This is a genomic window from Frigoribacterium sp. 9N, assembly GCF_902506305.1.
Lineage (GTDB): Bacteria > Actinomycetota > Actinomycetes > Actinomycetales > Microbacteriaceae > Frigoribacterium.
Genome location: NZ_LR733392.1, coordinates 186,049 through 211,761, shown reverse-complemented (window position 1 = coordinate 211,761; position 25,713 = coordinate 186,049). Strand labels below are relative to the sequence as shown.

General features: G+C 71.5%; 25 protein-coding genes. 14 read left to right on the top strand and 11 right to left on the bottom strand.

Annotated elements, in window-relative coordinates:
• Positions 1 to 51: 51 nt before the first annotated feature.
• On the bottom strand, positions 52 to 450 hold the full coding sequence (locus ARTHRO9V_RS04085) for a phage holin family protein (RefSeq protein ID WP_159825744.1): 399 nt from the start codon (positions 448 to 450) through the stop codon (positions 52 to 54).
• A gap of 255 nt (positions 451 to 705) precedes the next feature.
• Between ARTHRO9V_RS04085 and ARTHRO9V_RS04080 the strand changes: the two genes are divergently transcribed.
• A complete protein-coding gene (locus ARTHRO9V_RS04080; RefSeq protein ID WP_159825742.1) occupies positions 706 to 1,230 on the top strand; it encodes a hypothetical protein in 525 nt (174 codons plus the stop codon).
• Positions 1,231 to 1,282: 52 nt separating this feature from the next.
• On the opposite strand, the gene ARTHRO9V_RS04075 is transcribed toward ARTHRO9V_RS04080, so the two are convergent.
• Positions 1,283 to 1,930, bottom strand: coding sequence for a hypothetical protein (locus ARTHRO9V_RS04075; protein ID WP_159825740.1), 648 nt, complete (start codon positions 1,928 to 1,930; stop codon positions 1,283 to 1,285).
• A 169-nt stretch (positions 1,931 to 2,099) separates the two neighbouring features.
• On the opposite strand from ARTHRO9V_RS04075, the gene ARTHRO9V_RS04070 reads away from it, so the two are divergent.
• The 10 genes from ARTHRO9V_RS04070 (at position 2,100) to ARTHRO9V_RS04025 (ending at position 13,376) form a co-directional block, all read left to right on the top strand.
• A complete protein-coding gene (locus tag ARTHRO9V_RS04070; protein ID WP_082460110.1) occupies positions 2,100 to 3,548 on the top strand; it encodes a sugar porter family MFS transporter in 1,449 nt (482 codons plus the stop codon).
• A gap of 40 nt (positions 3,549 to 3,588) precedes the next feature.
• Positions 3,589 to 4,563, top strand: coding sequence for a 5-dehydro-2-deoxygluconokinase (gene iolC, locus ARTHRO9V_RS04065; RefSeq protein WP_123571060.1), 975 nt, complete (start codon positions 3,589 to 3,591; stop codon positions 4,561 to 4,563).
• The gene (locus ARTHRO9V_RS04060) at positions 4,556 to 5,479 is read left to right on the top strand and encodes a deoxyribose-phosphate aldolase (protein WP_123571059.1); all 924 of its coding nucleotides are present in this window, start codon (positions 4,556 to 4,558) and stop codon (positions 5,477 to 5,479) included. The genes iolC and ARTHRO9V_RS04060 overlap by 8 nt, the downstream gene beginning before the upstream one ends.
• Positions 5,476 to 7,008, top strand: a complete 1,533-nt coding sequence (locus ARTHRO9V_RS04055; protein ID WP_159825738.1) for a CoA-acylating methylmalonate-semialdehyde dehydrogenase — start codon at positions 5,476 to 5,478, stop codon at positions 7,006 to 7,008. Before ARTHRO9V_RS04060 ends, ARTHRO9V_RS04055 begins: the two co-directional genes overlap by 4 nt.
• 74 nt (positions 7,009 to 7,082) lie before the next feature.
• The gene (iolB, locus tag ARTHRO9V_RS04050; protein WP_159825736.1) at positions 7,083 to 8,009 is read left to right on the top strand and encodes a 5-deoxy-glucuronate isomerase; all 927 of its coding nucleotides are present in this window, start codon (positions 7,083 to 7,085) and stop codon (positions 8,007 to 8,009) included.
• On the top strand, positions 8,006 to 9,904 hold the full coding sequence (iolD, locus tag ARTHRO9V_RS04045) for a 3D-(3,5/4)-trihydroxycyclohexane-1,2-dione acylhydrolase (decyclizing) (protein WP_159825734.1): 1,899 nt from the start codon (positions 8,006 to 8,008) through the stop codon (positions 9,902 to 9,904). The genes iolB and iolD overlap by 4 nt, the downstream gene beginning before the upstream one ends.
• A 44-nt stretch (positions 9,905 to 9,948) precedes the next feature.
• Entirely contained in the window at positions 9,949 to 10,905 is a 957-nt protein-coding gene (locus ARTHRO9V_RS04040) for a sugar phosphate isomerase/epimerase (protein WP_159825732.1), read from the top strand.
• 40 nt (positions 10,906 to 10,945) lie between these two features.
• The gene (locus ARTHRO9V_RS04035) at positions 10,946 to 11,998 is read left to right on the top strand and encodes a Gfo/Idh/MocA family protein (protein WP_255477488.1); all 1,053 of its coding nucleotides are present in this window, start codon (positions 10,946 to 10,948) and stop codon (positions 11,996 to 11,998) included.
• A 6-nt stretch (positions 11,999 to 12,004) separates the two neighbouring features.
• The gene (locus ARTHRO9V_RS04030) at positions 12,005 to 12,883 is read left to right on the top strand and encodes a sugar phosphate isomerase/epimerase family protein (RefSeq protein WP_159828428.1); all 879 of its coding nucleotides are present in this window, start codon (positions 12,005 to 12,007) and stop codon (positions 12,881 to 12,883) included.
• Positions 12,884 to 12,956: 73 nt separating this feature from the next.
• A complete protein-coding gene (locus ARTHRO9V_RS04025) occupies positions 12,957 to 13,376 on the top strand; it encodes a tautomerase family protein (RefSeq protein ID WP_159825730.1) in 420 nt (139 codons plus the stop codon).
• A gap of 62 nt (positions 13,377 to 13,438) precedes the next feature.
• Here ARTHRO9V_RS04025 and ARTHRO9V_RS04020 read toward each other — a convergent pair whose 3' ends face one another.
• The 5 genes from ARTHRO9V_RS04020 to ARTHRO9V_RS04005 all read right to left on the bottom strand — a co-directional run bounded on the left by ARTHRO9V_RS04020 (position 13,439) and on the right by ARTHRO9V_RS04005 (position 17,463).
• Positions 13,439 to 14,194: a GntR family transcriptional regulator gene (locus ARTHRO9V_RS04020; RefSeq protein ID WP_123571055.1), complete on the bottom strand. Its 756-nt coding sequence runs from the start codon at positions 14,192 to 14,194 to the stop codon at positions 13,439 to 13,441.
• A 102-nt stretch (positions 14,195 to 14,296) separates the two neighbouring features.
• On the bottom strand, positions 14,297 to 14,782 hold the full coding sequence (locus ARTHRO9V_RS04015) for a tetratricopeptide repeat protein (protein WP_159825728.1): 486 nt from the start codon (positions 14,780 to 14,782) through the stop codon (positions 14,297 to 14,299).
• Between the two features lie 55 nt (positions 14,783 to 14,837).
• A complete protein-coding gene (locus ARTHRO9V_RS15725; protein WP_236556907.1) occupies positions 14,838 to 15,338 on the bottom strand; it encodes a helix-turn-helix transcriptional regulator in 501 nt (166 codons plus the stop codon).
• 3 nt (positions 15,339 to 15,341) lie between these two features.
• Entirely contained in the window at positions 15,342 to 15,809 is a 468-nt protein-coding gene (locus tag ARTHRO9V_RS15720; protein ID WP_236556906.1) for a hypothetical protein, read from the bottom strand.
• Between the two features lie 292 nt (positions 15,810 to 16,101).
• Positions 16,102 to 17,463 (bottom strand): homoserine dehydrogenase, encoded by a 1,362-nt coding sequence (locus ARTHRO9V_RS04005; RefSeq protein WP_201298913.1) that lies wholly within the window; start codon positions 17,461 to 17,463, stop codon positions 16,102 to 16,104.
• A 167-nt stretch (positions 17,464 to 17,630) separates the two neighbouring features.
• Between ARTHRO9V_RS04005 and otnK the strand changes: the two genes are divergently transcribed.
• The 3 genes from otnK to ARTHRO9V_RS03990 are packed head-to-tail and all read left to right on the top strand — an operon-like array spanning position 17,631 to position 20,385.
• On the top strand, positions 17,631 to 18,893 hold the full coding sequence (otnK, locus tag ARTHRO9V_RS04000; protein WP_159825726.1) for a 3-oxo-tetronate kinase: 1,263 nt from the start codon (positions 17,631 to 17,633) through the stop codon (positions 18,891 to 18,893).
• Complete coding sequence (locus ARTHRO9V_RS03995; RefSeq protein ID WP_159825724.1) at positions 18,890 to 19,567, top strand: class II aldolase/adducin family protein; 678 nt, start codon at positions 18,890 to 18,892, stop codon at positions 19,565 to 19,567. The genes otnK and ARTHRO9V_RS03995 overlap by 4 nt, the downstream gene beginning before the upstream one ends.
• A 20-nt stretch (positions 19,568 to 19,587) precedes the next feature.
• The gene (locus tag ARTHRO9V_RS03990; RefSeq protein WP_056047159.1) at positions 19,588 to 20,385 is read left to right on the top strand and encodes a DeoR/GlpR family DNA-binding transcription regulator; all 798 of its coding nucleotides are present in this window, start codon (positions 19,588 to 19,590) and stop codon (positions 20,383 to 20,385) included.
• Between the two features lie 72 nt (positions 20,386 to 20,457).
• On the opposite strand, the gene opgC is transcribed toward ARTHRO9V_RS03990, so the two are convergent.
• Genes opgC through ARTHRO9V_RS03970 form a run of 4 tightly spaced genes read right to left on the bottom strand, consistent with a single transcriptional unit; the run spans position 20,458 to position 25,682 of the window.
• The gene (gene opgC, locus ARTHRO9V_RS03985) at positions 20,458 to 23,004 is read right to left on the bottom strand and encodes an OpgC domain-containing protein (protein WP_159825722.1); all 2,547 of its coding nucleotides are present in this window, start codon (positions 23,002 to 23,004) and stop codon (positions 20,458 to 20,460) included.
• Entirely contained in the window at positions 22,992 to 23,411 is a 420-nt protein-coding gene (locus ARTHRO9V_RS03980) for an ATP-binding protein (RefSeq protein ID WP_082460371.1), read from the bottom strand. The genes opgC and ARTHRO9V_RS03980 overlap by 13 nt, the downstream gene beginning before the upstream one ends.
• Positions 23,404 to 23,736 carry an STAS domain-containing protein gene (locus ARTHRO9V_RS03975; RefSeq protein WP_056047165.1) on the bottom strand — a complete coding sequence of 111 codons (333 nt, stop codon included), beginning with the start codon at positions 23,734 to 23,736 and terminating at the stop codon, positions 23,404 to 23,406. The genes ARTHRO9V_RS03980 and ARTHRO9V_RS03975 overlap by 8 nt, the downstream gene beginning before the upstream one ends.
• Positions 23,733 to 25,682: a glycosyltransferase gene (locus ARTHRO9V_RS03970; RefSeq protein ID WP_236557070.1), complete on the bottom strand. Its 1,950-nt coding sequence runs from the start codon at positions 25,680 to 25,682 to the stop codon at positions 23,733 to 23,735. The genes ARTHRO9V_RS03975 and ARTHRO9V_RS03970 overlap by 4 nt, the downstream gene beginning before the upstream one ends.
• Between the last annotated feature and the right edge of the window lie 31 nt (positions 25,683 to 25,713).

Sequence of the window (25,713 nt, the reverse complement as noted above, 5' to 3'; positions counted from 1 at the left end):
GGGCCGGGTCGGGCCGGGTTGGGTCGGGGCCCGGTTCGGAGGGGTCGGCGGCTAGTCGGTCGACGAGGTGAGGTTCTTCACCGTGTCGACCGGGACCGGCGGGATGCCTCGCTTGACGCCCTTCAGGCCGACGGCGACGAGCACCGCGGTGACGACGGCGAAGGCCGCGAACGTGATGAGCGCGGCGGCCCAGAGGGGCAGGGCGAGGGCCAGCAGGGCGACGGCGGTGCCGGCCAGGAGTATCACGGTCACGATCGCCAGGACGGCCCCGACGGCGAGAAACACGACGCCCGATCGCGCGTCCCGAGCCCGACCGGCGACCTCGTCGCGGGCTGACCTCAGTTCGGCGCGCACGGCCTTGATGATGGGCTCGATCGCCCGGCTGCCGAGCTGGTCGCGGAACCTGCCGGCGAAGCCCGAGTCGGCCTGCTTGTCGTCGTCTGCGCTCATGGTGGTCGTCCTTCTCTCGGCGCGGCCACTCGTCGGTGGCCGGGGATCGCGGTGCCGCGGTGCGGACGCGCTGTGTCTCGGTGACACACCATTCGGACGCGAGCGGCAGCCCACCCGTCATCGACCTCCAGCGAGCTTGCAGACTCGGGTCGGCAGGCACTCGCGAAGCGGCCAGGCGGGGGACAGAGCGGGCCCGTCCGGCGGACGGCGTCGGGCGGCGGGCGGCGTGCGTCCGGCGTGCGGCAAGATGGCCTGGTGGCTCGACGCGAACCTCCCGTCATCCGCATCGTCGCGTCGACCAGCGCCGCGGTGCGCCAGGCCGACGGGCCCGACCGGTTCGCGCGCACCGACGCCGCCGTCGACCGGCTGCGTCACGGCGGACGCTCCCGCGAGGACGCCCTCTACCTGCTGTCGTCCTACTGGACCGGCGAGCACGGCCGACAGCTGCCGAGCCCGCGCACGCTCATGATCACCCTGGTGGTGACGCTGGTCGTCTGCATCGGTGCGGTCGTCGCGTTCGGCTCGACAGGCATCGCCTGGATCGCCGCCGTCTTCTTCGGCGGGGGACTGCTCGTGCGGGGGATCGTCGAGCTGTGGCGTCTCCACCGAAACTGGTACGGCTCGCGCGAGCGGCGCACCGCCGTCCGCTCCCTCGTGGGCGTCGCCCTCGACGTCGTCGGCGTCTACCGCGACGGCTACCGCCTCCCCCGGGAGGCGCGTGCGGCCGACCGGCGCCAGGCCCGGTTCACGACGTCGAGGCCGTCACCACGACGACGGTGACCGGACGGCCCCGTGGCCGTCGCCCGGGTCGGCCAGGCGCCGACCGGCGTCGTCAGTCGACCAGGATGCGGAGGGCCTCGACGAGTGCGCGGTTGCCGGCGCGGAGAGCCGCGACCTCGGCCTCGAGGGCGGTGAGGCGGCTGTCGGCGGGTGCGGCGGGTGCGGGTGTGGGTGCGGGCACGGATGCCGGCTCGGGCTGAAGGCCGGGTTGGCTCTCGAGCGTCGGCTCGGGCTCGGGGGCAGGATCGGACGCCGCCCAGGGGTCCTGCTCGGGCTCCGGCTCCCGCTCCCGCTCCGGCTGCGGGTCGGCCTCCGGGTCGGACGCGACCTCGGTCTGCGGAACGACCTCGGCCTGCGGCACGGACTCTGTCTGTGCGTCGGACTCGGGCTCGCTCGCGGGCTCCGGAGGTGCGGCGGGCTGCGGAGCGTCGATCGCTTCGTCGTCCTCGGGGGACTCGACCCGCGCCTCCTTGGTGGTCTTGACGACCTGCGAGAACTTCGGGCGGGGCTTGCGCTTCGGCTTGGCGGACTCGGGCGAGGCCTCGTCGACCCAGTCGCTGAGGGTCTGCCGCGGGACGTTGAACTCCTCCGCGACGACGGTGAGGACGTTGCGGTCGGTGGGGTTCGTCATCCGCCGCTGCAGCACGCGGGCCGTCGCGGCCTCTCGTGTCTCGTCGTCGTACCACTCGTCGAAAGGCATGCTCCGAGTCTAGGGACGCGCGAGTCCCTCTCCCGTCCCACTCGAGGGGGTGGTCCACGCATGACCGATTGACAGGACATACGGACATGGCTAGCCTCGTCCTGTCGCCGTTGCAGGGCGACGACCCGCACCGACGCGGGAAGCTGTAACCACAACCAATGGAGGAATCGTGGTCACCGACACATCGGGCAGTTCGCCCCGAGTAGCTCTTCCCGCCCTGGTCTCGGGCCCGCACACCAAGCGTCTCGGCACCGTCGCGGTCATCGCCACCTTCGGTGGCCTGCTCTTCGGGTACGACACGGGCGTGATCAACGGCGCGCTCGACTCGATGGAGGAGAGCCTCGGGCTCACGCCGGCCAGCGAGGGCATCATGGTCTCGGCCATCCTCATCGGGGCCGCGGTCGGGGCGTTCTTCATCGGGCGCATCTCGGACGCCTTCGGGCGGAAGCCGACCATCAACACCCTGGCCATCCTGTTCTTCTTCGCCGCGCTCGCCTGCGTGCTCGCCCCCACGTGGGAGTTCCTCACCGGGGCGCGGTTCTTTCTCGGCATCGCGGTCGGCGGGGCCTCGGTCACCGTTCCGGTGTTCCTCGCCGAACTCGCCCCCACCGAGCAACGCGGCGGACTCGTCAGTCGCAACGAGCTCATGATCGTCTCGGGGCAGCTCGCCGCCTTCACCATCAACGCCGTCATCGGCAGCGTCTGGGGCGAGCACGACAACGTGTGGCGCTACATGCTCTCCGTCGCGGTGCTGCCCGCCATCGCCCTCTTCATCGGCATGTTCCGTGTCCCCGAGAGCCCTCGCTGGCTCATCGCCAAGGGCCGCGACGACGACGCGCTCGCCGTGCTCAAGCAGATCCGTGCCGACGACCGCGCGGTGGCCGAGATGGCCGAGGTGCGCCTCCTGGCCGACGAGGAGAAAGAGGCCAAGAGCGCCCGCCTCGCCGACCTCATCGCCGAGCCCTGGCTCCGCAAGATCCTGTTCATCGGCATCGGCCTGGCCGTCGCTCAGCAGCTGACCGGCATCAACTCGATCATGTACTACGGCACCCAGGTGCTGCAGCAGTCCGGTTTCTCGCAGAGCGGGGCCCTGATCGCCAACGTCGGGGCAGGCGTCATCGCCGTCGTCGCGATGCTCGTCGCCCTCCGCATCATCAACAAGGTCGGACGGCGCACCATGCTCATGGCCGGCTTCGCCGGCGTCACGATCTTCCACCTGCTGATCGGCCTGTCGTCGCTGCTGATCCCCGAGGGGCTCGGCCGCGCGATCGTCGTCCTGATCTTCGTCATCGGCTTCGTCGGGACCATGCAGGGCACCATCGGCCCTCTCGTCTGGCTGATGCTCAGCGAGATCTTCCCCCTCAAGCTGCGCGGCGTCGGGATGGGGCTCACGGTGCTCATCCTCTGGTTGACCAACTTCGCCGTCAGCCTGCTGTTCCCGATCCTCGTCGCCGGCATCGGCATCTCGACGACGTTCTTCATCTTCGCCGTGCTCAACGCCGGGTCGTTCCTCTTCGCCGTGAAGAAGGTGCCCGAGACGAACGGGCGGTCGCTCGAGCAGCTCGAAGAGGACTTCAGCACCGGTGCCATCTACGTCGTGAAGAACGGCAAGAAGTGACCGCGACCGCACGCCACGCTCTCGAGAGGACGACCACGTCATGACCGACCACACCGACAACGACACCGCTCCGTACGACGTCCTCACCATGGGCCGCGTGGGCGTCGACATCTACCCGCAGCAGTCCGGCGTCCCGCTCGAAGAGGTCGAGACCTTCAGCAAATCCGTCGGTGGCAGCGCGACCAACGTCGCCATCGCGGCCGCCCGTCACGGCCGGCGGTCCGCGGTGGTCACCCGCACCGGCGACGATCCCTTCGGTCGCTACATCGTCCGAGAGCTCGAGCGGCTCGGCGTCTCGACCCGGCTCGTCTCGACCGTCGACGGGCTCAACACCCCCGTCACGTTCTGCGAGATCTTCCCGCCCGACGACTTCCCGCTGTACTTCTACCGGCAGCCGAAGGCACCCGACCTCATGATCACCGCGGGCTCGCTCGACCTCGCCGCCGTCGAGAAGGCCACGGTCTTCTGGGCCACGGTCACCGGCCTCAGCGAAGAACCGAGCAGACAGGCGCATCACGTGGCCTGGCAGGCCAGGGGTCGTCGGCCCCTGACCATCCTCGACCTGGACTACCGCCCCATGTTCTGGAAGAGCCCGGAGGTCGCCACCCGAGAGGTCGGCCGCGCTCTCGAGCACGTCACCGTCGCCGTCGGCAACCGCGAAGAGTGCGAGATCGCCGTCGGCGAGACCGAGCCCGAGCGGGCGGCCGACGCCCTCCTCGACCGGGGCGTCGAACTCGCCGTCGTCAAGCAGGGCCCCAAGGGCGTCCTCGCCAAGACGCGTGACGAGCGGATCGAGGTGCCGGCGCACCTCGTCCAGGTCATCAACGGCCTGGGGTCGGGCGACGGGTTCGGGGGCGCCCTCTGCCACGGCCTGATCGAGGGGTGGTCGCTCGATCGCACCCTGCGTTTCGCGAACGCGGCCGGCGGCATCGTCGCCACCCGGTTCGAGTGCTCCACCGCCATGCCCACCACCGCCGAGGTCGAGGCCGTCCTCCAGGAGGCGCACCATGTCTGATCGCACCGCCCCGGTCCTCGACTTCGAGCGCCTCCGAACCCTCCGGGCCGCCGAGCCGCACCGGGTGGCCGAGATCCTCGCCGCCCGGACGCGACCCGCACCGCTGGGTGCGGACGGACGCCTCTTCATCGTCGCGGCGGATCACCCCGCCCGGGGTGCCCTCGGCGTCCGAGGCGACTCGAGCGCCATGGCCGACCGGTACGACCTCCTCCGTCGCCTGGTCGTCGCCCTCGGCCGACCCGGCGTCGACGGGGTGCTCGGGACGCCCGACATCCTCGAGGACCTCGCCCTGCTCGGCGCGCTCGACGGCAAGGTCGTCGTCGGCAGCATGAACCGCGGTGGTCTCCAGGGCGCCACGTTCGAGCTGGACGACCGGTTCACCGCGTACTCGGCCGCGTCGATCGCCGACTCCCGGTTCGACTTCGCCAAGCTGCTCGTGCGCGTCGCCCTCGACGACCCCGGCACGGCCTCCACGCTGGCCGCGACCGCACGCGCGGTGACCGAGTCGGCCAGGCTGCGCCTCCCGATCATGCTCGAGCCCTTCATGAGTTCGTGGGTCGACGGACGGGTGACGAACGACCTGACGGCCGACGCCGTCATCAAGTCGGTCGCCATCGCGTCGGGCCTGGGCGAATCCTCCGCCTACAGCTGGCTCAAGCTGCCCGTCGTCGACGACATGGAACGCGTCATGGCGGCGACGACCCTGCCCACCCTGCTGCTGGGCGGTGACCCCGCCGTCGACCCGGCCGACACTTACGCCCGCTGGGCCGCGGCCCTCGCGCTCCCGGGCGTCCGTGGGCTCGTCGTCGGGCGCACCCTGCTCTACCCGAGCGACGACGACGTCGCCGCAGCCGTGGACCACGCGGCCGGGCTCGTCCACCCACCCTCGACCACGAACGGATCGGCAGAACGATGACCAGCACCACCAGCACGCACACCGGCACCACCGCCACCGATCGCCCCCTGGTCGCGCACTGGATCGACAACGTCGAGGTGCCCGGCACGAGCGGCCGCACCGCGCCCGTCTACGACCCGGCCCTCGGCGTCGCGACGAAGGACGTCTCGCTCGCCGACGCCTCCGAGATCGAGGCCGCCGTCGCCTCGGCCCACCGCGCGTTCCCCGCCTGGCGCGACCTCTCGATCACGAAGCGCCAGCAGATCATGTTCCGTTTCCGTGAGCTGCTCAACGAGCGCAAGGGCGAGCTCGCCGAGATCCTCACGAGCGAGCACGGCAAGGTGTTGAGCGACGCCCTCGGCGAGATCACCCGCGGCCTCGAGGTCGTCGAGCTGGCGACCGGGTTCCCCCACCTGATCAAGGGCGAGTTCTCGCAGCAGGTGTCCACCGGGGTCGACGTCTACTCGACCAAGGCGCCGCTCGGCGTGGTCGGCATCATCAGCCCCTTCAACTTCCCGGCCATGGTGCCGATGTGGTTCTTCCCGATCGCCATCGCCGTCGGCAACACCGTCGTCCTGAAGCCGTCCGAGAAAGACCCGTCGAGCGCCATGTTCCTCGCCCGCCTCTTCGCCGAGGCCGGCCTGCCCGAGGGCGTCTTCAACGTCCTCCACGGCGACAAGGAGGCCGTCGACGGTCTGCTCGAACACCCCGACGTCAAGAGCATCTCGTTCGTCGGGTCGACGCCCATCGCCCAGTACATCTACGAGACCGCCGCCAAGCACGGCAAGCGCGTCCAGGCCCTCGGCGGAGCCAAGAACCACATGCTCGTCCTGCCCGACGCCGACCTCGACCTCGTCGCCGACAGTGCGATCAACGCCGGGTTCGGCTCGGCCGGTGAGCGCTGCATGGCCATCAGCGTGGTGGTCGCGGTCGAACCCGTGGCCGACGAGCTGATCGAGAAGATCACCTCGCGCATGGCCGGCCTCACCGTCGGAGACGGTCGCCGCAGCTGCGACATGGGTCCCCTCGTCACCGAACAGCACCGTGACAAGGTCGCGAGCTACATCGACATCGCCCTCGACGACGGAGCCGACGTCGTCGTCGACGGTCGGGGCATCGAGGTCGACGGCGAGGCCGACGGCTTCTGGCTCGGGCCCACCCTGATCGACAAGGTGCCGCTCACGAGCCGCGTCTACACCGAAGAGATCTTCGGGCCGGTGCTGTCGATCGTGCGCGTCGCGTCCTACGACGAGGGCGTCGCCCTCATCAACGCCGGTGCCTACGGCAACGGAACGGCGATCTTCACCAACGATGGAGGCGCGGCGCGGCGTTTCCAGGCCGAGATCGAGGTCGGGATGATCGGCATCAACGTGCCCATCCCGGTGCCCGTCGCCTACTACTCGTTCGGCGGCTTCAAGGACAGCATCTTCGGTTCGGACAAGGCCTACGGCCTGCAGGGCTTCGAGTTCTTCACCCGCGAGAAGGCCATCACGTCCCGGTGGCTCGACCCCAGCCACGGCGGCGTCGACCTGGGCTTCCCCCAGAACTGACGGCACACCCGATCTGTCCCCAGGCAGTACCCCGCGGCCCCCGGGCCGCTCCGCTCGATGATGAGGTGGACGACATGAACGACGAACCCCGCTGGTTCTTCCCCCGCGGCGACCTGACCCGCGACGGCTGGCAGACCGTCGTCGACGGCGACCTCGCCGGCTGGCAGCACACCGGCCTGCGCATCGGCGAGCTCCGAGACGGCGTCTCGTCGACCCTCGCCGCCGGCGGGGTCGAGCGCATGGTGGTGCCGTTGGCCGGTGACGTCGTGATCGAGTGGAGTGACGACCGAGGTGGGTCGGGCACCGTCGAGCTCGCCGGGCGGGCGTCCGTCTTCGACGGGCCGGCCGACGTCGCCTACCTGGGCGTTCGGACGGAGGCGGTGGTCACCGGGCACGGTCGGGTCGCGGTCGCCGAGGCACCGGCCGACCAGGTGCTCGACGTGCAGGTGCTCCGTCGCGACGACATCCCCGTCGAGATCCGCGGTGCCGGCCGGGCGACCCGTCAGGTGCACAACTTCGGCACCCCGGACGGGCTGCACGCTCAGAAGCTCATCGTCTGCGAGGTCGTGACCCCCGCCGAGAACTGGTCGTCCTACCCGCCGCACAAGCACGACGAGGCCGTTCCCGGCACCGAGTCCCGCCTCGAAGAGATCTACTACTTCGAATCCGCCGTCGGTCGCGGCCTCGATGCCCCCGAGCAGGCCGACCCGTTCGGCATGTTCGCCACGTACGGCTCACCTGCGGGGCCGATCGACGTGAACGAGCTGGTCCGCACGGGCGACGTCGCCCTCGTCCCGCACGGGTACCACGGCCCCGCCGTCGCCGCCCCGGGCTACGACCTCTACTACCTCAACGTCATGGCGGGGCCCGACCCCGAGCGCGCCTGGCTGATCACCGACGACCCCGCCCACGGGTGGGTCCGTGCCGGCTGGGAGTCCCAGGCCCCCGACCCCCGGCTGCCCTACCTCCCCACCGCTGCCTCGAAAGGACCGCGTCCATGACGACGAAGAGACTCACCGTCGGCCAGGCACTCGTCGAGTTCCTCGCCAACCAGTGGACCGTCGACGGCGACGTGCGAGAGCGCACGATCCCGGGCATGTTCGGCATCTTCGGCCACGGCAACGTGGCCGGGGTCGGCCAGGCGCTCAAGCAGTACCACGTGGACCGCCCGGGGCTCATGCCGTACCTGCAGGCCCGCAACGAACAGGCGATGGTCCACCAGGCCGTGGGCTACGCCCGCATGCACCGGAGGCGCGCGACCTACGCCAGCACCGCCTCCGTCGGTCCCGGTGCCGCCAACATGCTCACCGCGGCCGCGCTCGCGACGACGAACCGGCTGCCGGCCCTGCTGTTGCCGAGCGACACCTTCGCCACCCGGGTCAGCGACCCGGTGCTGCAGCAGATCGAGCTGCCCCACGACACGTCCCTGCAGGTGACCGACGCGTTCCGGCCGCTGTCGCGGTTCTTCGACCGCGTCGACCGGCCCGAGCAGCTCTTCTCGATCGCGCTCGCCGCGATGCGCGTGCTGACCGACCCGGCCGAGACCGGCGCCGTCACGATCGCCCTGCCCGAGGACGTCCAGGCCGAATGGCTGAACGTGCCCGACGAGTTCCTGCAACCCCGCGAGTGGCACGTCAGGCGCCCCGTCCCCGAGCGGGGACCGCTCGAACGCGCCGTCGCCGCCATCAAGGCCGCGAAGCGCCCCGTCGTCGTGGCCGGCGGCGGAGTCCTCTACTCGGGCGCCGAGCAACAGCTCGACGCCTTCGCCCGGGCGACCGGCATCCCCGTCGGCACGACGCAGGCCGGCGGGGGGTCCCTCGCCTGGGACCACCCGCAGTACCTCGGGGGCATCGGTGCCACCGGCACGACGGCCGCGAACCGCATCGCCGCCGAGGCGGACCTCGTCATCGGCATCGGCACCCGGTACAGCGACTTCACCACCGCCTCCCGGACGGCCTTCCAGGACTCCGACGTGCGGTTCGTCAACGTCAACGTCACGTCGTTCGACGCCTACAAGCACGGCTCGCAGCTACCCGTCGTCGCCGACGCCCGCGAGACGCTCGACGCCCTCGCCGAGGCGCTCGCCGGGCACCGGGTACCCGACGAGCACTCCGCTCGCGTGGCCACCGAGAAGGCGAGGTGGGACGTCCTCGTCGACGAGGCCTTCCAGCCGTCCGGGCTGGCCCTGCCCGGCCAGCCCGAGATCATCGGCGCCGTCCAGGCGGCCAGCGACCCCACCGACGTCGTGGTCCAGGCGGCCGGGTCGTTGCCCGGCGACCTGCACAAGCTGTGGCGGGTGCGCGACCCGCTCGGGTACCACGTCGAGTACGCGTTCTCGTGCATGGGCTACGAGATCGCCGGTGGTCTCGGAGTCAAGAGGGGTGCACCCGACCGCGACGTCATCGTCATGGTCGGTGACGGCTCGTACCTCATGCTGCACACCGAACTGGTCACCGCGGTCGCCGAGGGCATCAAGATCATCGTGGTGCTCGTCCAGAACCACGGCTACGCCTCGATCGGCCACCTCTCCGAGACCGTCGGGGCCGAACGCTTCGGCACGCTCTACCGCAAGCTCGATCCCGACTCCCTCGACTTCCAGGGCACCGAGGTGCTGCCGGTCGACCTCGCCATGAACGCTCGCAGCTACGGGCTCGACGTCGTCGAGGTGGAACCGACGCCGAACGCGGTCGCCGACCTCTCCGCAGCCCTCACCGCGGCCAAGGCGTCGTCGACGAGCACGCTCATCCACGTGAACAGCGATCCGCTCGTGTACGCCCCGGACGGCGAGGGCTGGTGGGACGTGCCGGTCGCGCAGGTCTCGACCCTCGACAGCACCGAGGCCGCCCTGGCCGACTACCGCGAGCAGCGGGCCGCGCAGCGCCCGCTGCTCGGCTGACACCGCCACACCTCACCCGCACCCTCTCGAAAGGCACCGCCGCCATGACCGACACCGTCACCGACCCCGACGCCACGCCCACCGGTCCGGGCGGGCGCGGGCTCCGCATCGGGACCGCACCCGACTCGTGGGGCGTCTGGTTCCCCGAGCACCCCAGTCAGATCCCTTGGCCGCGGTTCCTCGACGAGGTCCAGCAGGCGGGCTACCACTGGATCGAACTGGGCCCCTACGGGTACCTGCCGACCGACCCCCACCAGCTCGAGGACGAGCTCGGTCGGCGCGACCTCAAGCTCTCCGCCGGGACGGTCTTCACCGGGTTCCACAAGGGCGACGATCAGTGGCGACGCGCGTGGGACCAAGCGCTCGCCGTCGCCGGCCTCGCCTCGGAGCTCGGTGCCGAGCACCTCGTCGTCATCCCCGACCTCTGGCGCAGCGACGCCACGAGCGAGGTACTCGAGGCCCGCACCCTCACCGACGACCAGTGGGCGGCGCTCGGCGCCGGCCACGACAAGCTCGGCAAGGCGCTCCTCGAAGAATTCGGCGTCAAGCAGCAGTTCCACACCCACGCGGACAGCCACGTCGGCACGTACCGAGAGACCGAGCGGTTCCTGGCCGAGACCGACGTGCGCTACACGAACCTGTGCCTCGACACCGGGCACTTCGCCTACTACGGCGGTGACTCCGTGCGCCTCGTCGAGGAGTACCCCGACCGCATCGGTTACCTGCACCTCAAGCAGGTCGACTCCGACCTGCGGTTCACCGTGCTCAAGAACGACGTGCCCTTCGGGGACGCGGTCGCGCAGGGGGTCATGGTCGAGCCGCCCCGAGGCGTGCCCGAGCTGGCCCCGGTGCTCGACGCGGTCAGCCGCATCGACCCCGAGATCTTCGCCATCGTCGAGCAGGACATGTTCCCGGTCGAATCGATCGACCTGCCCCTCGGGATCGCGACCCGCACGCGTGAGCACATCATGAGCTGCTCGCCTCGCTCCCGTCTCGTCTGACGTCCCGCCGCTGACACCCCCGCCCCGAAGGAGAACACCCGTGACCACCACAACCCCCGACCTCCGCGTCGCCGTCGTCGGTGCCGGCATGATGGGCGCCGACCACGTCGCCCGCATCACGTCCACCATCAGCGGGGCCACCGTCGTCGCCGTCGTCGACCCCGACACCGCTCGTGCCGATGCCGCGGCGGCGACCGCCCCCGGCGCGATCACCGCGGCCGACTTCGACGAGGCGCTCGCCGCCACCGAGATCGACGCCGTCATCATCGCCACCCCGGGCTTCCTCCACGAAGCCGTCCTCCTGCCCGCACTCGACCGCGGGCTGGCGATCCTCTGCGAGAAGCCCCTCACCACGGACGAGGCCGCCTCGCTCCGCGTGCTCGAAGCCGAGCAGAAGCTCGACCGGCCGCACATCCAGGTCGGCTTCATGCGTCGCTTCGACCAGGGGTACCGAGACCTCCGGGCCCTCGTCGCGTCCGGCGAGCACGGTGCCCTGCTCGCGCTGCACTGCGCCCACCGCAACGCCACGACCCCGCCGAGCTACTCAGAAGAGATGCTCATCCTCGACTCCGTCATCCACGAGATCGACGCCGTCCCCTTCATCGCCGGTGAGCCGATCGTCGCGGTCGAGGTCAAGAAGCCCCGCCGCAACTCGCTCGCGCCCGAGGGGCTCCGAGAGCCGCAGTTCGTGATCCTCGAGACCGAGTCGGGCACGATGGCGATCGTCGAGATCAACGTCAACATCCAGTTCGGCTACCAGGTCACCACGGACGCCGTCTTCGAGAGCGGCGTCGCCTCCATCGGGCGCGAGACCGGGCTCCAGCTCACCACGGCCGCCCGCTCGGCCGTGGCCGTGCCGCCGACGTTCAAGGAGCGTTTCGGCGCCGCCTACGACACGCAGGTGCAGCGCTGGGTCGACGCCGCGCACCGCGGCACCATCGACGGTCCGAGCGCCTGGGACGGCTACCTGGCGAGCGTCGTCGCCACCGCCGGCGTCGAGGCCCAGAAGACCGGTCGGCGCGTCGAGGTCGACTACGCGATGCCCAAGCCGTCGTTCTACGACCTGCCCGGCGTCGTCTCGTCGGGGGAGTGACCGATGGTGAAGATCGCCCTCGACCCCACCCCGCTGCACCACAGCCACTCGTTGCTCGAACTGCCCGCCAAGGTCGCCGAACTGGGGTACGACCATCTGCAGCTGACCCCGCACCGCGACTTCATCCCGTTCTTCCGGCACCCGAAGGCCGACGACGACCTCGTCGACGCCTTCGCGGCGGCCTGCAAGGAGGCGCGGGTCGAGATCGCGTCCGTCCTGCCCGTCCTGCGGTGGTCCGGTCCCGACGAGGAGTCCCGTCGGGCCGCCGTCAAGCACTGGAAGCGCGTGATCGAGATCACCGCCCGCCTCGGCGTCGCGGTGATCAACACCGAGTTCAGTGGTCGCCCCGAGCTGTCCGAAGAATCCGAGCGACAGTTCTACTGGTCGATGGAAGAGTTGCTGCCCGTCCTCGAACGCGAGGGCATCCGCGTGTTCATCGACCCGCACCCGGACGATTTCGTCGAGGACGGACTCGAGGCCCTCCGGGTCATCCGCGGCCTCAACACGAAGCAGGTCGGTCTCGCCTACGTCGCGTGCCACACCTTCCACTACGGCGGCGACATGGCCGGGATCATGGCCGCCGCGGGGCAGTCACTCGGCCTCGTCCACATCGCCGACACGTTCGACCACCGCCGCTCGCACGGGCTGAGGTACATCAGCAATCCGCCCGGCAACGCGGCCCGCGTCCACCAGCACCTGAAGATCGGGGACGGTGACGTCGACTGGGACGGCTTCTTCGGCGGCCTGCACGGGCTGGGCTTCTTCGATCGCGACGACACGATCGCCGTCTCGAGCGTCTTCGCCGAGGACGAAGCCGTCGACGGCGTCAGTCGCTACCAACGAGAGCAGATCCTGGCGCGCATCGACGCCGCGGCGCGCGCCTGAGCCGCCGAGCCCGGCCCCTGCGGCCCCTGCGGCACCTCACCATCCCCGACCACACCCGACGAAAGAAGAGCCCATGCCCCTCGTCCGCATCGACCTCCTGCCCGGTCGCAGCCCCGATCAGATCACGGCGATCGCCGACGCCGTCCACGACGCGATCGTCGACGTCTACGGCATCCCGCCTCGCGACCGCTTCCAGGTGATCAACGAACTGCCGGCCGGTCGCATCATCGCCCAGGACGCCGGGCTCGGCTTCGAACGCTCCGGCGGAGTCGTGATGATCCAGATCTTCACCCAGCGGGGACGCACCGACGACGCGAAACAGTCCCTGTACGCCCGCATCGCCTCGGGCCTTGAGGCCGTGGGCGTGGCCGGCGAGGACGTCTTCATCGGCTACGTCGAGAACGGTCCGCAGGACTGGTCGTTCGGCTTCGGGGTGGCCCAGTACGTGACCGGTGAACTGACGGTGCCCTCGGCGGCGGGACAGGCCGGCTGAGCGGCAGGGTCCCGGACCGCGCAACCGACGACGCCCGCCGTCGGGTGCGCGGTGCCCGGCGGCTACTTGTCGACGAGGGTGATCGAGAACGAGTAGAGGTCGGGCCGGTAGCAGTGGTGCCCGACCTCGACGGCCCGACCCGACGCGTCGTAGGCCGTGCGGGTCATGGTCAGCACGGCCCCGCGCGGCTCGATCTCGAGCAGCTGGGCCTCGTCGGCGTGGGCGGCCCGGGCCCCGATCCGCTGCTTCGCCACCCGGATCGTGACGCCGAGGGCCCGGAGCAGTTGGTACAGGCCCTGGGCGGCGAGGTCGGCGTCCGAGAACGGAGCGAGGTCGAGGGGCAGGTAGTTCTCGAGCACCGCGACGGGGACACCGTCCGCCAGGCGGAGGCGCCGCACGTGGCTGACGCGGTCGCCGACCTCTATGCCGAGAGCCAGGGCGGTCTTCTCGTCGGCCGCGACGACCTGATGGGCGAGCAGACGTGTCGTCGGGGCCTTGCCGCTGTCGGTCAGGTCTTCGAACAGGCTGGTCAGCTCGACGTTGCGGGTCACGGGTCCGTGGACGACCTGGGTGCCGATCCCGCGCCTCCGGACGACGAGCCCCTTGTCGACCAGCTCCTGGATGGCTCGCCGGACGGTGGGCCTCGACAGGCCGAGACGTTCGCCGAGTCCGACCTCGTTCTCGAGTCGAGCGCCCGCCGGCAGCTGGCCCCCGAGGATCGCCGCCTCGAGCCGCGTGGACATCTGGAACCACAACGGGATGGGGCTGCTGCGGTCGAGGTCGGCGAAGAGGTCGGCCGGAAGCTGCGCGTCGGTCATGTGGTCCCCTCAGCCGAACGTATGTCGTGACAACCTTACGGGCGGCACGGGCCGGTGGCCATCTCGGCGCCGGGTCGATGCCTCGGCCGGTCCGTGGACGGGTCAGTCCCCGGTGAGCCCGGCCGCGTAGGCGCGGACCGAGCGGTGGTAGCGGGGGAGGGTCGGCTCGACGGCCTCGATCGCGACCCGCAGGGCCTCGTCGGAGCGGCCGGCGCTGTGCAGGGCGAGCGCGAGGAAGACCCTCGGCGCGGCTCCGGTGGCGGGGTGCTCGGGAGCGTCGCGCAGCATGGCGATGGCCTCGTCGACCCGGCCGAGGTTGCGCAGCGTCGAGGCGTGCTGCACGACCATCTGCGCAGCCCGGGTCGGGTCGACGGCGTCGAGACCGGCCTCGGTCGCCGCCGCGTAGTGCCCGTGGGCCTCGGCCTCGCGGCCCCCGGAGTCGTGCGCACCCCCGAGTTCGAACTCGCCCAGCGCAGGGTGCGGAGCGTCGGCGGCGAGGGCCGCCATGCGCTCGATGCGCTGCTCGTCGTCGACGGTCTCGTCGGCCCAGAGGGCGGCGACGCGGTCTTCCCAGGCCTCGGTGCTCATGCGCCCACGGTAGCGGGCTCCCCGATCGAGGCGACCCGCGCCTCCTCGTCCCCGCTCAGCGACCGGACGAGGCGCGGAGCGTGTCGGAGGGGCGCTCGCCGAACCGTTCCGCGTAGGCCGCGGCGAAGCGGCCGTGGTGCGTGAACCCCCAGCGGGCCGAGACGTCGGTGACGCTCGAGTCCCCGGGTCCCGCGGCGACCAGGTCGGTGCGCACACGTTCGAGCCGCAGCCGTCGGAGGTAGGCCGTCGGGGTCGTGTCGAGGGCCCGGCGGAAGCCTTCCTGCAGGCTGCGGACGCTCGTGGCGGTCGCCGCCGCCAGGTCGGCCACGGTCCAGTCGTGAGCCGGATCGGCGCGCAGCAGCTCGATCGCGCGGGCGACCGCCCGGCCGCCCGACTGCGGCACGGGAGCCCGCAACGCCTCGGAGTGGTTGTGGCCCTGCGAGAGGAGCAGGGCGTGGACGAGCGATCGTTCGAGGTTGCGGACGGCGAGCGGGTGCTGGAGGACGCCGTCCTCCCGCCGGGACGCCTCGTCGACGACTCGTACCGCCTGCAGCACGACCTATCCGCCCGTCGCCAGGTCGAGCTCCGCGTCGAATTCGAGCCGGGCGACGGACGTCGACTCGAGCAGGTCCTCGAGCTCGCGCTGCAGTTCGGCGCGGGGGATCATCAGGGCGATCTGCGCGAAGCCGTCGCCGCAGTCGAGGTCGACCGGTCGGCCGGGCATGAAGACGCCTCCGGACCGGGGTGTCGCGTCGACCCGCCGCCCGCCGGCTGGGCGCAGGACGGCCCGACCCGCGGTGGGGATGTCGACGTGGTAGTTGTCCGGCTCGGCCGTCCGGAGGCGGACGGTCCGGTCGAACCTCATGTAGCCGAGCGTCAACCGGCCCGTGCTCACGGCGTTCAGTTCGAGCCCGAGGTGGCCGGACGCGCTCGCCGTCGGGAACTCGACGGGGAGGAAGGCCTCGCCGAGGACGCGTCGTGCCTCGTCGACGCCGTGACACGTGGCGACGCGGTGTCCGGCGAACACTTCTGGACCCTCCGCGAGCATCTTTCGACCCTACCGACCCTCGGGGGCGGGCAGAACAGCCCCTCGCGCGAATCGGCCGAGACCCCGCGTCCGGTGGATGGTGGCCCGGCTCGGTCGCTGCCTACCGTGGAGGTCCGCCGTTGCTCACCACTCGGCGATGAACGGTGGCCCTACCCGTCGGGGGGAAGGGCCACCGTTCATCGCCGAGTGGTGAGCAACGGCGGACCTCCACGGTAGGCAGCGACCGAGCCGGGTCGGGAGGGGGAAGGGGGAAAGGTCGAGGAGGCGCGGGTCAGCGACCCAGCGCGAGCCCGGCCCGGTAGGCCGCCAGCGCCGCCTCGGGCACGTCGGCGAGGTCGTCCAGTCGCACCAGGTCGCCGGGGGCCACGTCGGCCACGAGCCGCGCGCCGCCGAGCAGGTAGTAGGGCGCGATGCCGTCGTCGTCGGGGTCGACGATGACGGGGGCGACACCGGCGATCTCGTGGTGGTGGCCCTCGACGCGGAAGGCGGTGCCGGCCGACAGGGCCTCGCGGGCACGGGCCGCGAGGACCGTGTGCTGCCGGGGCTCGGGCAGGCGTGACGTCCCGTCGACGGCGGCGACGATGCTCAGCGGGGTCTCGACGCCCATGAAGTGGTACGGCCAGTAGATGCAGGCGTGACGGCCGTCGCGGCTGACGACGTGCCCCTTGCCGCGCAGCGTCTCCCAGGTGACGGGGTCGCCGGTGCGCACGATCACGAACACGCCGCCGGCGAAGCTGGCCTCACCCGGCAGGCGGAGCATCGAGAAGACGTCGACGACGCCGGTACGGCCGAGCAGACCGCCGTCCTCGCGTGCCGTGTAGAGGTCGGCGAGCTCGTCCGGGCGGGCGACGGGGTAGTGCAGGGCCTCCACGTCGGCGCGGGCGCCGGTGTAGAGCGAGACGACGTTCATCTCGCAGGAGTCGGCGGCCGCCGCCCGCTTGAGGCCGGCGACCGCCGCGGCACGCGCCTCGACCGTCGCCAGGGGGTCGTCGCCCAGGTCGAGCAGCGATGCCAGGGAGGGGGCGTGCACGGTCGTGCCGGCCTGGTCGACGACACCCGTGGCCGGGTCGAACGCGAGGTCGTACTCGCCCGACTTGCCGAGGGCCACGACGTCGAAGCCGCACTCGAGCACCCACGCCACGAGACGCAACAGGTTCGCGGGCTGGTCGCCGTCGCCGGGCAGGTACCGCAGACCGGCCGCACGGGCCTTGGCGCTCAGCGCCACGCCGGCGACGGACTCGACCTCCTTGCTGACCATGACGACGTGCACCCCGCGGTCGAGCGCGGTGTCCGCGTAGCCGTGCCCGGCCTCGATGCGACCGGTGGCCTCGACGAGGACGTCGACACCGTCCCAGTCGACGGCCGAGGCGTCGGCGATCACGGCGATCGAGCCGGCCGAGACCGCCTCGGCGGTCGCCGCCGCCGTCGACGGCGTCGCGACGGACGAGGCGGGTACCCCGAGCTCGTGGAGCATGGCCGTCACCCCGTCGACGTCGGGGTCGACGAGCTGCGTGGCCGTCAGGTCGGGCAGGCGGCGCAGCTGGTCGAGCAGCGTGCGGCCGTAGCCACCGTTCGCGCCGGTGAGGAGGACGCGGACCGGAGTCGCGCGAGACGTCGTCGAGTGGAGGATCACCGTTGTTCCCGTTCGTTCAAGAGGCCAGGAGCGGCCCGGGCGAGCATGGCAACTGTAGCGAGACTTATCAAATTGTCAAACATCGCACCAAATAGTCACATAGACTGTCCTCGCCCACCCGCCGAGACCGAGGCGTCGTGAGCCCGCCCGCCACCGAGAGGTCCCGCATGTTGATAGGTGCCGTCGCCGACGACTTCACCGGAGCCACCGATCTCGCCTCGGGCTTCCGCCGCCGCGGCCTCGAGACGGTCGTCATCGTCGACCCCGCCGCCGTCGAGCCGGCGACGTACGCCGGCGTCGACGCGGTCGTGGTGGCCCTGAAGTCCCGCACGGCCCCGGTCGACGAGGCCGTCGCGCGGTCCACCGCCGCCCTGTCCTGGCTGGTCGAGGCGGGTGCCGAGCGGTTCGCCCTGAAGTACTGCTCGACCTTCGACTCGACCGACGAGGGCAACATCGGGCCCGTCCTCGACGCCTTCCGCGACCGGCTCGGGGTCGAGCGCGTGATCGTCGTCCCCGCGTTCCCCGCCAACGGCCGGACCGTCCGAGAGGGTCGCCTGTTCGTCGGCGACGACCTGCTCGAGGACTCGCCGATGCGTCACCACCCGTTGACGCCCATGACGCGCTCGAGGCTGCGCGACCTGCTCGCGCCGCAGACCCGGGCCACCGTCACCGAGGTCCCCCTACAGGACGTCCGCGCCGGGGCCGACGCCCTCCGTTCGACGGTCGACGACGCGCCGGCCGGCTATCTCGTCGTCGACGCGGTTGACGACGACGACCTCGTGACCATCGGCCGCGCGACGGCACACCACCGCCTCCTCAGCGGCGGCGCGGGCCTCGCCCTCGGCGTCGGTGCCGACGACGCCCCCGCCCCCGTCCTGCCCGCCGAGTTCTCGCACGTGACGGGGCGCCGCCTCGTGGTCTGCGGTTCGGCGTCCGCCGCCACCCGTGGCCAGATCGCCCACGCGGCGGCCACGCACCCCACGCGCAAGGTCGACCTCGAGGCCGCCACGACCGACCCCGCGGTCGAGATCGCCGAGTTGACCGCGTGGGTGCGCGGCCTCGACGCCGACGCGGTCCCCGTCGTCTACTCGGTCGGCAACCCGTCCGACGTCGTGGCGGCCACCGACCGCGCCACGTCCGACGCCACCCCCGACGCGGCGGCCCTGGTCGAGGCGGTCCTGTCGACCCTGGTGCACGACCTCGTCGCCGACGGCACCGTGGGGCGGGTCGTCGTCGCCGGCGGCGAGACCAGCGGCGCCGTCGTCACGGCGCTCGGGGCACCCGCCCTGGTCATCGGACCACCGCTCGGCCCCGGCGTCTGCTGGAGCGCCGCGACGACGAGCGGCGGCCGACCGGTCGCCCTCGTCCTGAAGAGCGGCAACTTCGGTGCCGCCGACCTGTTCTCGACCGCCTGGGAGGCCCTCTCGTGACCGCCACGACCACGAAGTCCGCGAAGACCGCGGCCGAACGACTCGTCGACGCCGGCCGCGCCCTCGTCGCCGCCGGTCTGAGCCCCGGCAGCTCGGGCAACGTCAGCGTCCGCGACGGTGAGCAGCTGCTGATGACCGGCACGGGCACCATGCTCGGGTCGCTCACGGTCGACGACCTCTCGGTGCTCGCCCTCGACGGCACGGTGCTCGCCGGCCCCAAGCCGTCGAAGGAGGTCGCCCTGCACCTGGCGCTCTACCTCAAGAACCCCGGGCACCGGGCCGTCGTGCACGTCCACTCCCCGTCCGCGGTCGCCCTGTCCTGCCTCGAGCCCTGGTCCGAGCACTGCGCCGTGCCCCCGCTGACGCCGTACTCGCTCATGCGGGTCGGCCAGGTCCCGCTGCTGCCCTTCGTCGCCCCCGGCGACCCGACCATGGGGTCGTTGGTCACCGACAGTCCGCTGCCGTTCCGCGCCGCACTGCTGTCGAACCACGGCAGCGTCGTGAGCGGCGAGGACGTCGACCGGGCCGTCCTCGGTGCCGTCGAGGTCGAGGAGGCCTGCCGGATCGCCCTGCTGACCCAGGGCGCCGACCGCCGCCTCATCCCCGCCGACCAGGTGGCCGCCATCACCGCGGCGTCGGGCATGCCGTGGACGGGTCCCACCGCACTAGGCTGACCGACGCGAGAAAGGCCGACGTGTCCCCCACAGCCCCCCTCATCCCCGAGCAGCGGCGCGAGAGCATCGTCGAGCACCTGCAGCGCGAGCGTGTCCTGAGCTACCGGCAGCTGACCGACCTCCTCGGCGTCAGCCAGATGACGGTCCGACGCGACGTCGCGACCCTCGAGGACGAGGGGCGCGTCACGGCCACGCCCGGCGGGGCCAAGCTCACCCCGCGACTGCTGGTCGAGGCGAGCCGGGACGTCAAGCAGGACGTCGACGTCGCCCAGAAACGGTCCATCGCCCGCGAGGCCGCGGCGCTCGTGCGCGACCACATGACCGTCTACCTCGACGCCGGCACGACCGTGCAGGCCATGCGCGAGCACCTCGACGACCTCACCGGCCTGACGGTCGTCACCAACGACCTCGCGACCGTCCGGTCGTTCTTCGACCACCCCGACGTCGACCTCATCGTCGTCGGGGGCCGGGTCGACAGCGCGAACCAGTCGACGCTGGGGCGGCTGACCCGGTTGACGCTCACCGAGCTGTCGCTCGACCTCGCCTTCATCTCGTCGAGTTCGTGGGACCTCACGCACGGCGTCACCACGCCGGTCGAGGCCAAGGTCGAGGTCAAGCGGGCCGCGCTCGAGGTGGCCGAACGCTCGGTGCTCGTCGCGGACAGCTCGAAGTACGGGCGCTTCGGCAAGTACCGGGCCCTCCGCCTCGCCGAACTCGACACGATCGTGACCGACGACCGCCTGGGTGACGAGGCGACGGCGGCCCTGGTCGACGCCGGTCTGGACCTCGTGGTCGCCGCCCCGGGCGAGCCCGCCTGACGCGAGTTCCCAGGGACGCAGGAGGCGCGGGTCACGCGACCCGCGCCTCCTGCGTCCCCGGCGGCCCGCCGCTCAGCGGGGGATGACCGAGAACAGGAACTTCTTCTTCACCATCACCCAGAGCAGCAGCACCGAGACCACGTGGACGATCGTGCCGACGACCACGTCCGAGCGGTCCAACCCGGGGATCGACGCGACGGCGAGCACGAAGAAGACCTGCCAGATGAACACGTAGAGGCTGGCCTGTCCGAGGGGGACGTAGAACCAGCCGAGGGCCGCCGAGATCGGCTTCCAGAACACCGTGAGGATCGCGTAGACGCAGACGACCACGAGGGCCACGTCGACCAGCCGGCCCCACTGCATGTCGACCCGCTGGTAGCCGGTGGCGTACAGCGTGTCGTAGAGGCCCGTCGGGATCGGCCCCGGGGCGAACCCGTAGGCGTGCCCGGCCCAGATCAGCGCGAGGAACCCGGCGTAGCCGACGACCCCCACGCCGACCAGCACCTTGCCGAGGCGGGTGGTCAGCGCCGTCACGATCCGACGCCGGTACCAGCCGATGACGAGACCGTGGGTGAAGAGCACCTGCCAGGCGAAGAGCGGGAACACCGGCTCGAACTGCGACGGCAGGAGGTGGACGTCGGGGAAGACCACCCCGACGGCGTAGACCGCCCAGCTGACCAGCAACACGGCCCACCAGGCACGCCGCTTGATCGCCCACATCAGGGCGGGGATCGTCAGGCTCAGCACGACGAACAGGCCCATGATGTTGAACGGCCACGGCCCCATCTCGAGCAGCAACAGCTGACGCACGGCGTACCACGGCGGCGGGTAGTCGAGCAGGCGGTCGACGTTCGGGTACAGGTCGTAGACCCGCCCCTCCGCCGAGGTGCCGGTCATGCCCGTGCCGCGGTCGGTGAAGGTCGTGACCGCGTCCGTGTTCAGCAGCGGCACGAAGCTCAGCGCGAAGACGATCAGGATGACCGCGAGGGTCACGACGTACTGCTTGCGCGCCCGGACGAAAGCGCCGATCGCGGCGGCCTTCTCGCCGTACTTCTTGATGCCCAGCGGGTAGACCATGCCGAGCACGATGCCGCTGAGGAACACGAACATCTCGGCGCCCGTGATCGCCCCGACGGCCTTCAGCGTGACGAACGAGAACGGCCCCGCGACCTCGATGTGCGTGATGACGACGGCCAGGATGATGAACCCGCGGAAGAGGTCGATGCGCAGGTCGCGACCGGGTGATCCGTCGTCGGGGTAGCGCCAGCGGGGCAGCAGGCGCCCGACGACGCCGCTCACCAGGAAGACCAGGGCGAGCACCACGGCACAGGCCACGATCCAGCCCATCTCGTCGCCGCCGCCGTCGCGGACCTGCACGGTCGCGGCGTCGCCGTCGGTCGAGGTCACGCGGTCGGTGACCGGCCCGAGGTCGATCCGGTCGGACGCCTCGAGGTCGGTGCGCAGCGCCCCGGCGATGCCCGACTCGGCCGTGGCCCGCCAGTCGACGGGTCGGTCGCCCGCCTCGGCCTCGTCCCGCTCGACCTCGAGCCAGGTGACGCCGGAGATCCGCTCGTGGGTCGGCAGGGCGTCCAGCACCTGACGCCACCAGCCCTGCTTGACGTCGAGCTCGGGGGCACCGTCGAACTCGGCGGCGTAGAGGGCGCCCGTGTCGAGCAGCATGGGTCGGTCGCGCCCCTCGGCGAAGCGCTCGTAGAACGTCGACGGCTGGGCCTCGGTGTAGCCCCAGGTCTCGTCGAAGCGTGCCTCGACCTCGCCCGCCGCCGGGGCCTGGTTCTCGACCAACGGCACCGACGTGCCGGCGGCCGTCGAGGCGCTGCCCTTGGCGAAGAAGAACATCGACTGGCCGACCCAGTCGACCGCGTCGTCGCCGGGGTAGTACGGCCCGTAGGGGTCGTCGGCCTCGGTGACCCGCCCGTCGTCGTTCGTGTCGAGCAGGTCGACGTCGCCCGAGGGGGTCTCGGTGAGGCGGCCGACGGCGTCCGAGAACGGATAGCCCGCACCGTAGGACGGAGCCCACACCATGCGGGCCTGCGAGTCCCCGGCGTGCACGACGTCGGCGAGGGCCCGGAACGCCCCGACGAACGCCGTGGGCTGCTGCCCCCAGCGCTGCCAGTTGCCGTTCATCTCGGGCGCGAAGCGCACCAGCTGGAGCGTGCCGTACTGCCGGTCGATCTCGGTCAGCAGGTCGTCGGCCCGGCGCGCGTCCGCGGCGTCGAGGTCGGCGAGCCGCCCGGTGGGCTCCAGGCTGACCACGAGCACGGCGCCCTGGGCGGCCGCGGCACGGGCCGACCGGCGCCACTCCTCGACCGCGCCCTGGTCGAGCGGGTAGTCGATGTTGACGGCGTACAGCGACGGCGTCGCGCCGAGTCGACCGGCGTAGCCGTCGGGTCCGTCCGAGCCCCAGTCGAGGTCCGGGCCGAACCACGTGTCCGAGGGTTCAGGAGGCGCGGCGGCGGCCGACGCGGACGTCGCGTCCCCGAGCACCGCCGGCCCCAGCACCAGCGGCACGAACGCCGCGACGGCGAGCAGGGCCGCGCCGATCCGGCGGGCCGCCCGCCGACGTGGCACCGTCGCCGACGGGTGCCTCAGCGTCGGCACACGAGCGTCCACACGTTGCGGCCGTCCTCGTGGCGGTAGTCGAGGCTCTCGAGGCTGAGGAGCGCCAGGGCCAGGCCGCGACCGTCCTCGTCCTCGAGGTCGGCCATCGAGACGGCGCTGAGGTCGATCTCGCTGGGCATGCCGTTGTCGTGGAAGACGGCCGTCAGCCGGTCGTCGGTGGCGGAGAGCTCGAGGGTGAAGCGGCGACCACGGTCGGCCTCGGACCGGCGCGAGTGCTCGACGACGTTCGCCGCGATCTCGACGATCGCGGTCTCGAACGAGAAGCGCGTCTCGAGCGAGTCGTCGCCGAGCGAGGTCCACCACGCCTCGAAGGCGTTCTGCACCAGGTCGATGCTCTCGGGTTCGACGGCCACGTCGATGACGACGGGGCCGGGACGCTCAGTCATCGAGGGCGGCCGAGACCGAGGCGCGGGGCTTGAGGATGCGGTCGAGGTTCGTGAGGCGCAGCACCATCGAGACCTGCTCGGTGGGGGCCACCAGCCGCAGGTCTCCCCCGGCCTGGCGTGCCGACTTGAGGCACGACACGAGGGCCCCGAGGCCCGACGAGTCCACGAAGGTCGTGCCCGAGAGGTCGACGATGATGAGGCGGTCGCCGGCCGCGAGACGCGCGGCCACCTCGTCGCGGAGTTGTGGTGTCGAGACCACGGTGAGGCGCCCCTGTGGGGAGAGCACGCAGCCGCCTTCGACGGCCTCGACGGTGACGGTCATCATGATTGTTCCTTGTCGTGGGGTGCCGAGGGCCCCGGGTAGAGAACGGCCCGGACGATGATGCTGAAGATCACCAGGTCGAAGAGCACCCAGGCGATGTTGACGAGCGGCGCGAGGCCCTCGGCCTGCCCGGTGGCGTAGCGGACGCCGACCAGGACGAGTGCGGCGACGAGGCAGGCGACGGCCCAGATCTGCGGTCGGACGAGGTCCCACCGGGGGCCGGTGGCCGCCTGCTTCGTCTTGGGCGTCACCGAGAAGCCGAGCGCGCGGCCGCGGTAGACGTTCTGGAACGCCGTGGTGACCGAGGCGATCCAGACCGGGAAGAGCGCCAGCGAGTACTGCTGTCCCCGCCAGGTCGGCCTGCCCGCCGCGACCACCCAGAAGAGCAGCTGGTTGAAGACCAGGAAGGGGATCAGGCGGGCGAAGAAGTCGACGCTGTAGGCCTGCACCGGCACGACGCCGAACGACAGGCAGAGCACGGGCGCCGCGATGTAGACCACGGCGGCGAAGCCCGAGAGGTAGCTCCACATGGTGGAGAAGTACATGAGGCGCTGACCCCACGACAGGCCCTTCTGCACGAGCGGGTTCTCGCGGAAGAACACCTGCATGGTGCCCTGGGCCCAGCGCAGTCGCTGCGTCATCATGGTCGCGAGGTCCTCGGGCGCGAGCCCGATCGCGAGGGTCTCGTCGTGGTAGACCGACCTCCAGCCCAACCCGTGGAGGCGCATCGCCGTGGCCATGTCCTCGGTGACCGAGATCGTGGCCAGGGGCATGATCGCCTGCGCCTCGGAGCCGCGGTCGACGTCGAGCGCCCCGACGAGCAGCGAGATCGACTCGATGGCGGCGAGCGGGGAGGACGACCGCTGCGCGAGCAGGTCGAGGGCCGCCTCGTCGAGGGCGTCGAACGTGTCGGGGCCGAGCGACATGGCGGCGAGCTCGGCAAGGTCGCCCTTCATGGCCGCGAGGTCGGCGTCGGCGAAACGGAAGGCGATCGTGTCGATGCTGCGCTGGAACCGGTAGGTGACGTCGCCGATGGACTCCCCCGCGGCGAACTCGGCGCGGGCCCGCTCGACCACGGTCTCGGCGTCGTCCAACGCCTCGAGCACGCGGGGCTGGCCGACGGCCTCTTCGCGTGCCCGCACCAGCAGCTTGCGCGACGTGCGGACGGCTCGACGCACGGCCGCCTCGACCTCGGTGACGTACCGCGCGACGCCCAGCTGCATCAGCGCCTCCCGACGGAGGACCGCGTTCGACCCGCAGAAGAAGGCGCTGTTCCAGCCGTCCTTGGACTGCTGGATGGGGCCGTAGAACAGCGGTGCCTGACTGCCCAGGGGGTCGGACTCCGGCACGTTCTCGAACCACTGCGGCGTCTGCACGAGAGCGATCCGCTCGTCCTTGAAGTAACCGAGGGTGCGGTCGAGGATCTCGGGCTTCGGCACCTGGTCGGCGTCGAGGATCAGCAGGAACTCGCCCTCGGTCGACAGGAGGGCGTTGTTGAGGTTGCCGGCCTTCGCGTGGCGCGGCCGGTCGGCCCAGTCGTCCGACCGGGTGATGACGCCGATGCCCGCGGCCTCGGCGGCGGCACGGATCTCGGGGCGACCCCCGTCGTCGAGTATCCACGTCGTGTGCGGGTAGTCGATGCGCTGCGCCGCGAGGGCGGTACGCATGACGAGGTCGACCTCTTCGTTGTACGTGGTGACGAAGACGTCGACCGTGACCCGCGTCTCGAGGTCGTCGGGGTCGGGCGCGGTCGGCGGCTCGCCACGCTCACGCAGCCGCCAGGCCCCGAGGCCGAACAGGAGCGAGTCGATCACGCTGTACGTCTCGGCGAGGATCAGCGGCACCGCGATCCACCACGACGACCAGTTCACCGAGGCGGCCCAGCGCCAGACGATGTAGTTCAGGCCGGCGAGCGACGCCAGCAGGACCGCCACCCGGATCGCGACGATGCGGCGACCCGGGGTGGTCCGGTCGAGCAGC

Bases quoted from the DNA above. Each gene is read 5' to 3' on its own strand.
- ARTHRO9V_RS04085 (WP_159825744.1), bottom strand. From the start codon at position 450: ATGAGCGCAGACGACGACAAGCAGGCCGACTCGGGCTTCGCCGGCAGG.
- ARTHRO9V_RS04075 (WP_159825740.1), bottom strand. From the start codon at position 1,930: ATGCCTTTCGACGAGTGGTACGACGACGAGACACGAGAGGCCGCGACG.
- iolC (WP_123571060.1), top strand. From the start codon at position 3,589: ATGACCGACCACACCGACAACGACACCGCTCCGTACGACGTCCTCACC.
- ARTHRO9V_RS04060 (WP_123571059.1), top strand. From the start codon at position 4,556: ATGTCTGATCGCACCGCCCCGGTCCTCGACTTCGAGCGCCTCCGAACC.
- ARTHRO9V_RS04055 (WP_159825738.1), top strand. From the start codon at position 5,476: ATGACCAGCACCACCAGCACGCACACCGGCACCACCGCCACCGATCGC.
- iolB (WP_159825736.1), top strand. From the start codon at position 7,083: ATGAACGACGAACCCCGCTGGTTCTTCCCCCGCGGCGACCTGACCCGC.
- iolD (WP_159825734.1), top strand. From the start codon at position 8,006: ATGACGACGAAGAGACTCACCGTCGGCCAGGCACTCGTCGAGTTCCTC.
- ARTHRO9V_RS04040 (WP_159825732.1), top strand. From the start codon at position 9,949: ATGACCGACACCGTCACCGACCCCGACGCCACGCCCACCGGTCCGGGC.
- ARTHRO9V_RS04025 (WP_159825730.1), top strand. From the start codon at position 12,957: ATGCCCCTCGTCCGCATCGACCTCCTGCCCGGTCGCAGCCCCGATCAG.
- ARTHRO9V_RS04020 (WP_123571055.1), bottom strand. From the start codon at position 14,194: ATGACCGACGCGCAGCTTCCGGCCGACCTCTTCGCCGACCTCGACCGC.
- ARTHRO9V_RS04015 (WP_159825728.1), bottom strand. From the start codon at position 14,782: ATGAGCACCGAGGCCTGGGAAGACCGCGTCGCCGCCCTCTGGGCCGAC.
- otnK (WP_159825726.1), top strand. From the start codon at position 17,631: ATGTTGATAGGTGCCGTCGCCGACGACTTCACCGGAGCCACCGATCTC.
- ARTHRO9V_RS03980 (WP_082460371.1), bottom strand. From the start codon at position 23,411: ATGACTGAGCGTCCCGGCCCCGTCGTCATCGACGTGGCCGTCGAACCC.
- ARTHRO9V_RS03975 (WP_056047165.1), bottom strand. From the start codon at position 23,736: ATGATGACCGTCACCGTCGAGGCCGTCGAAGGCGGCTGCGTGCTCTCC.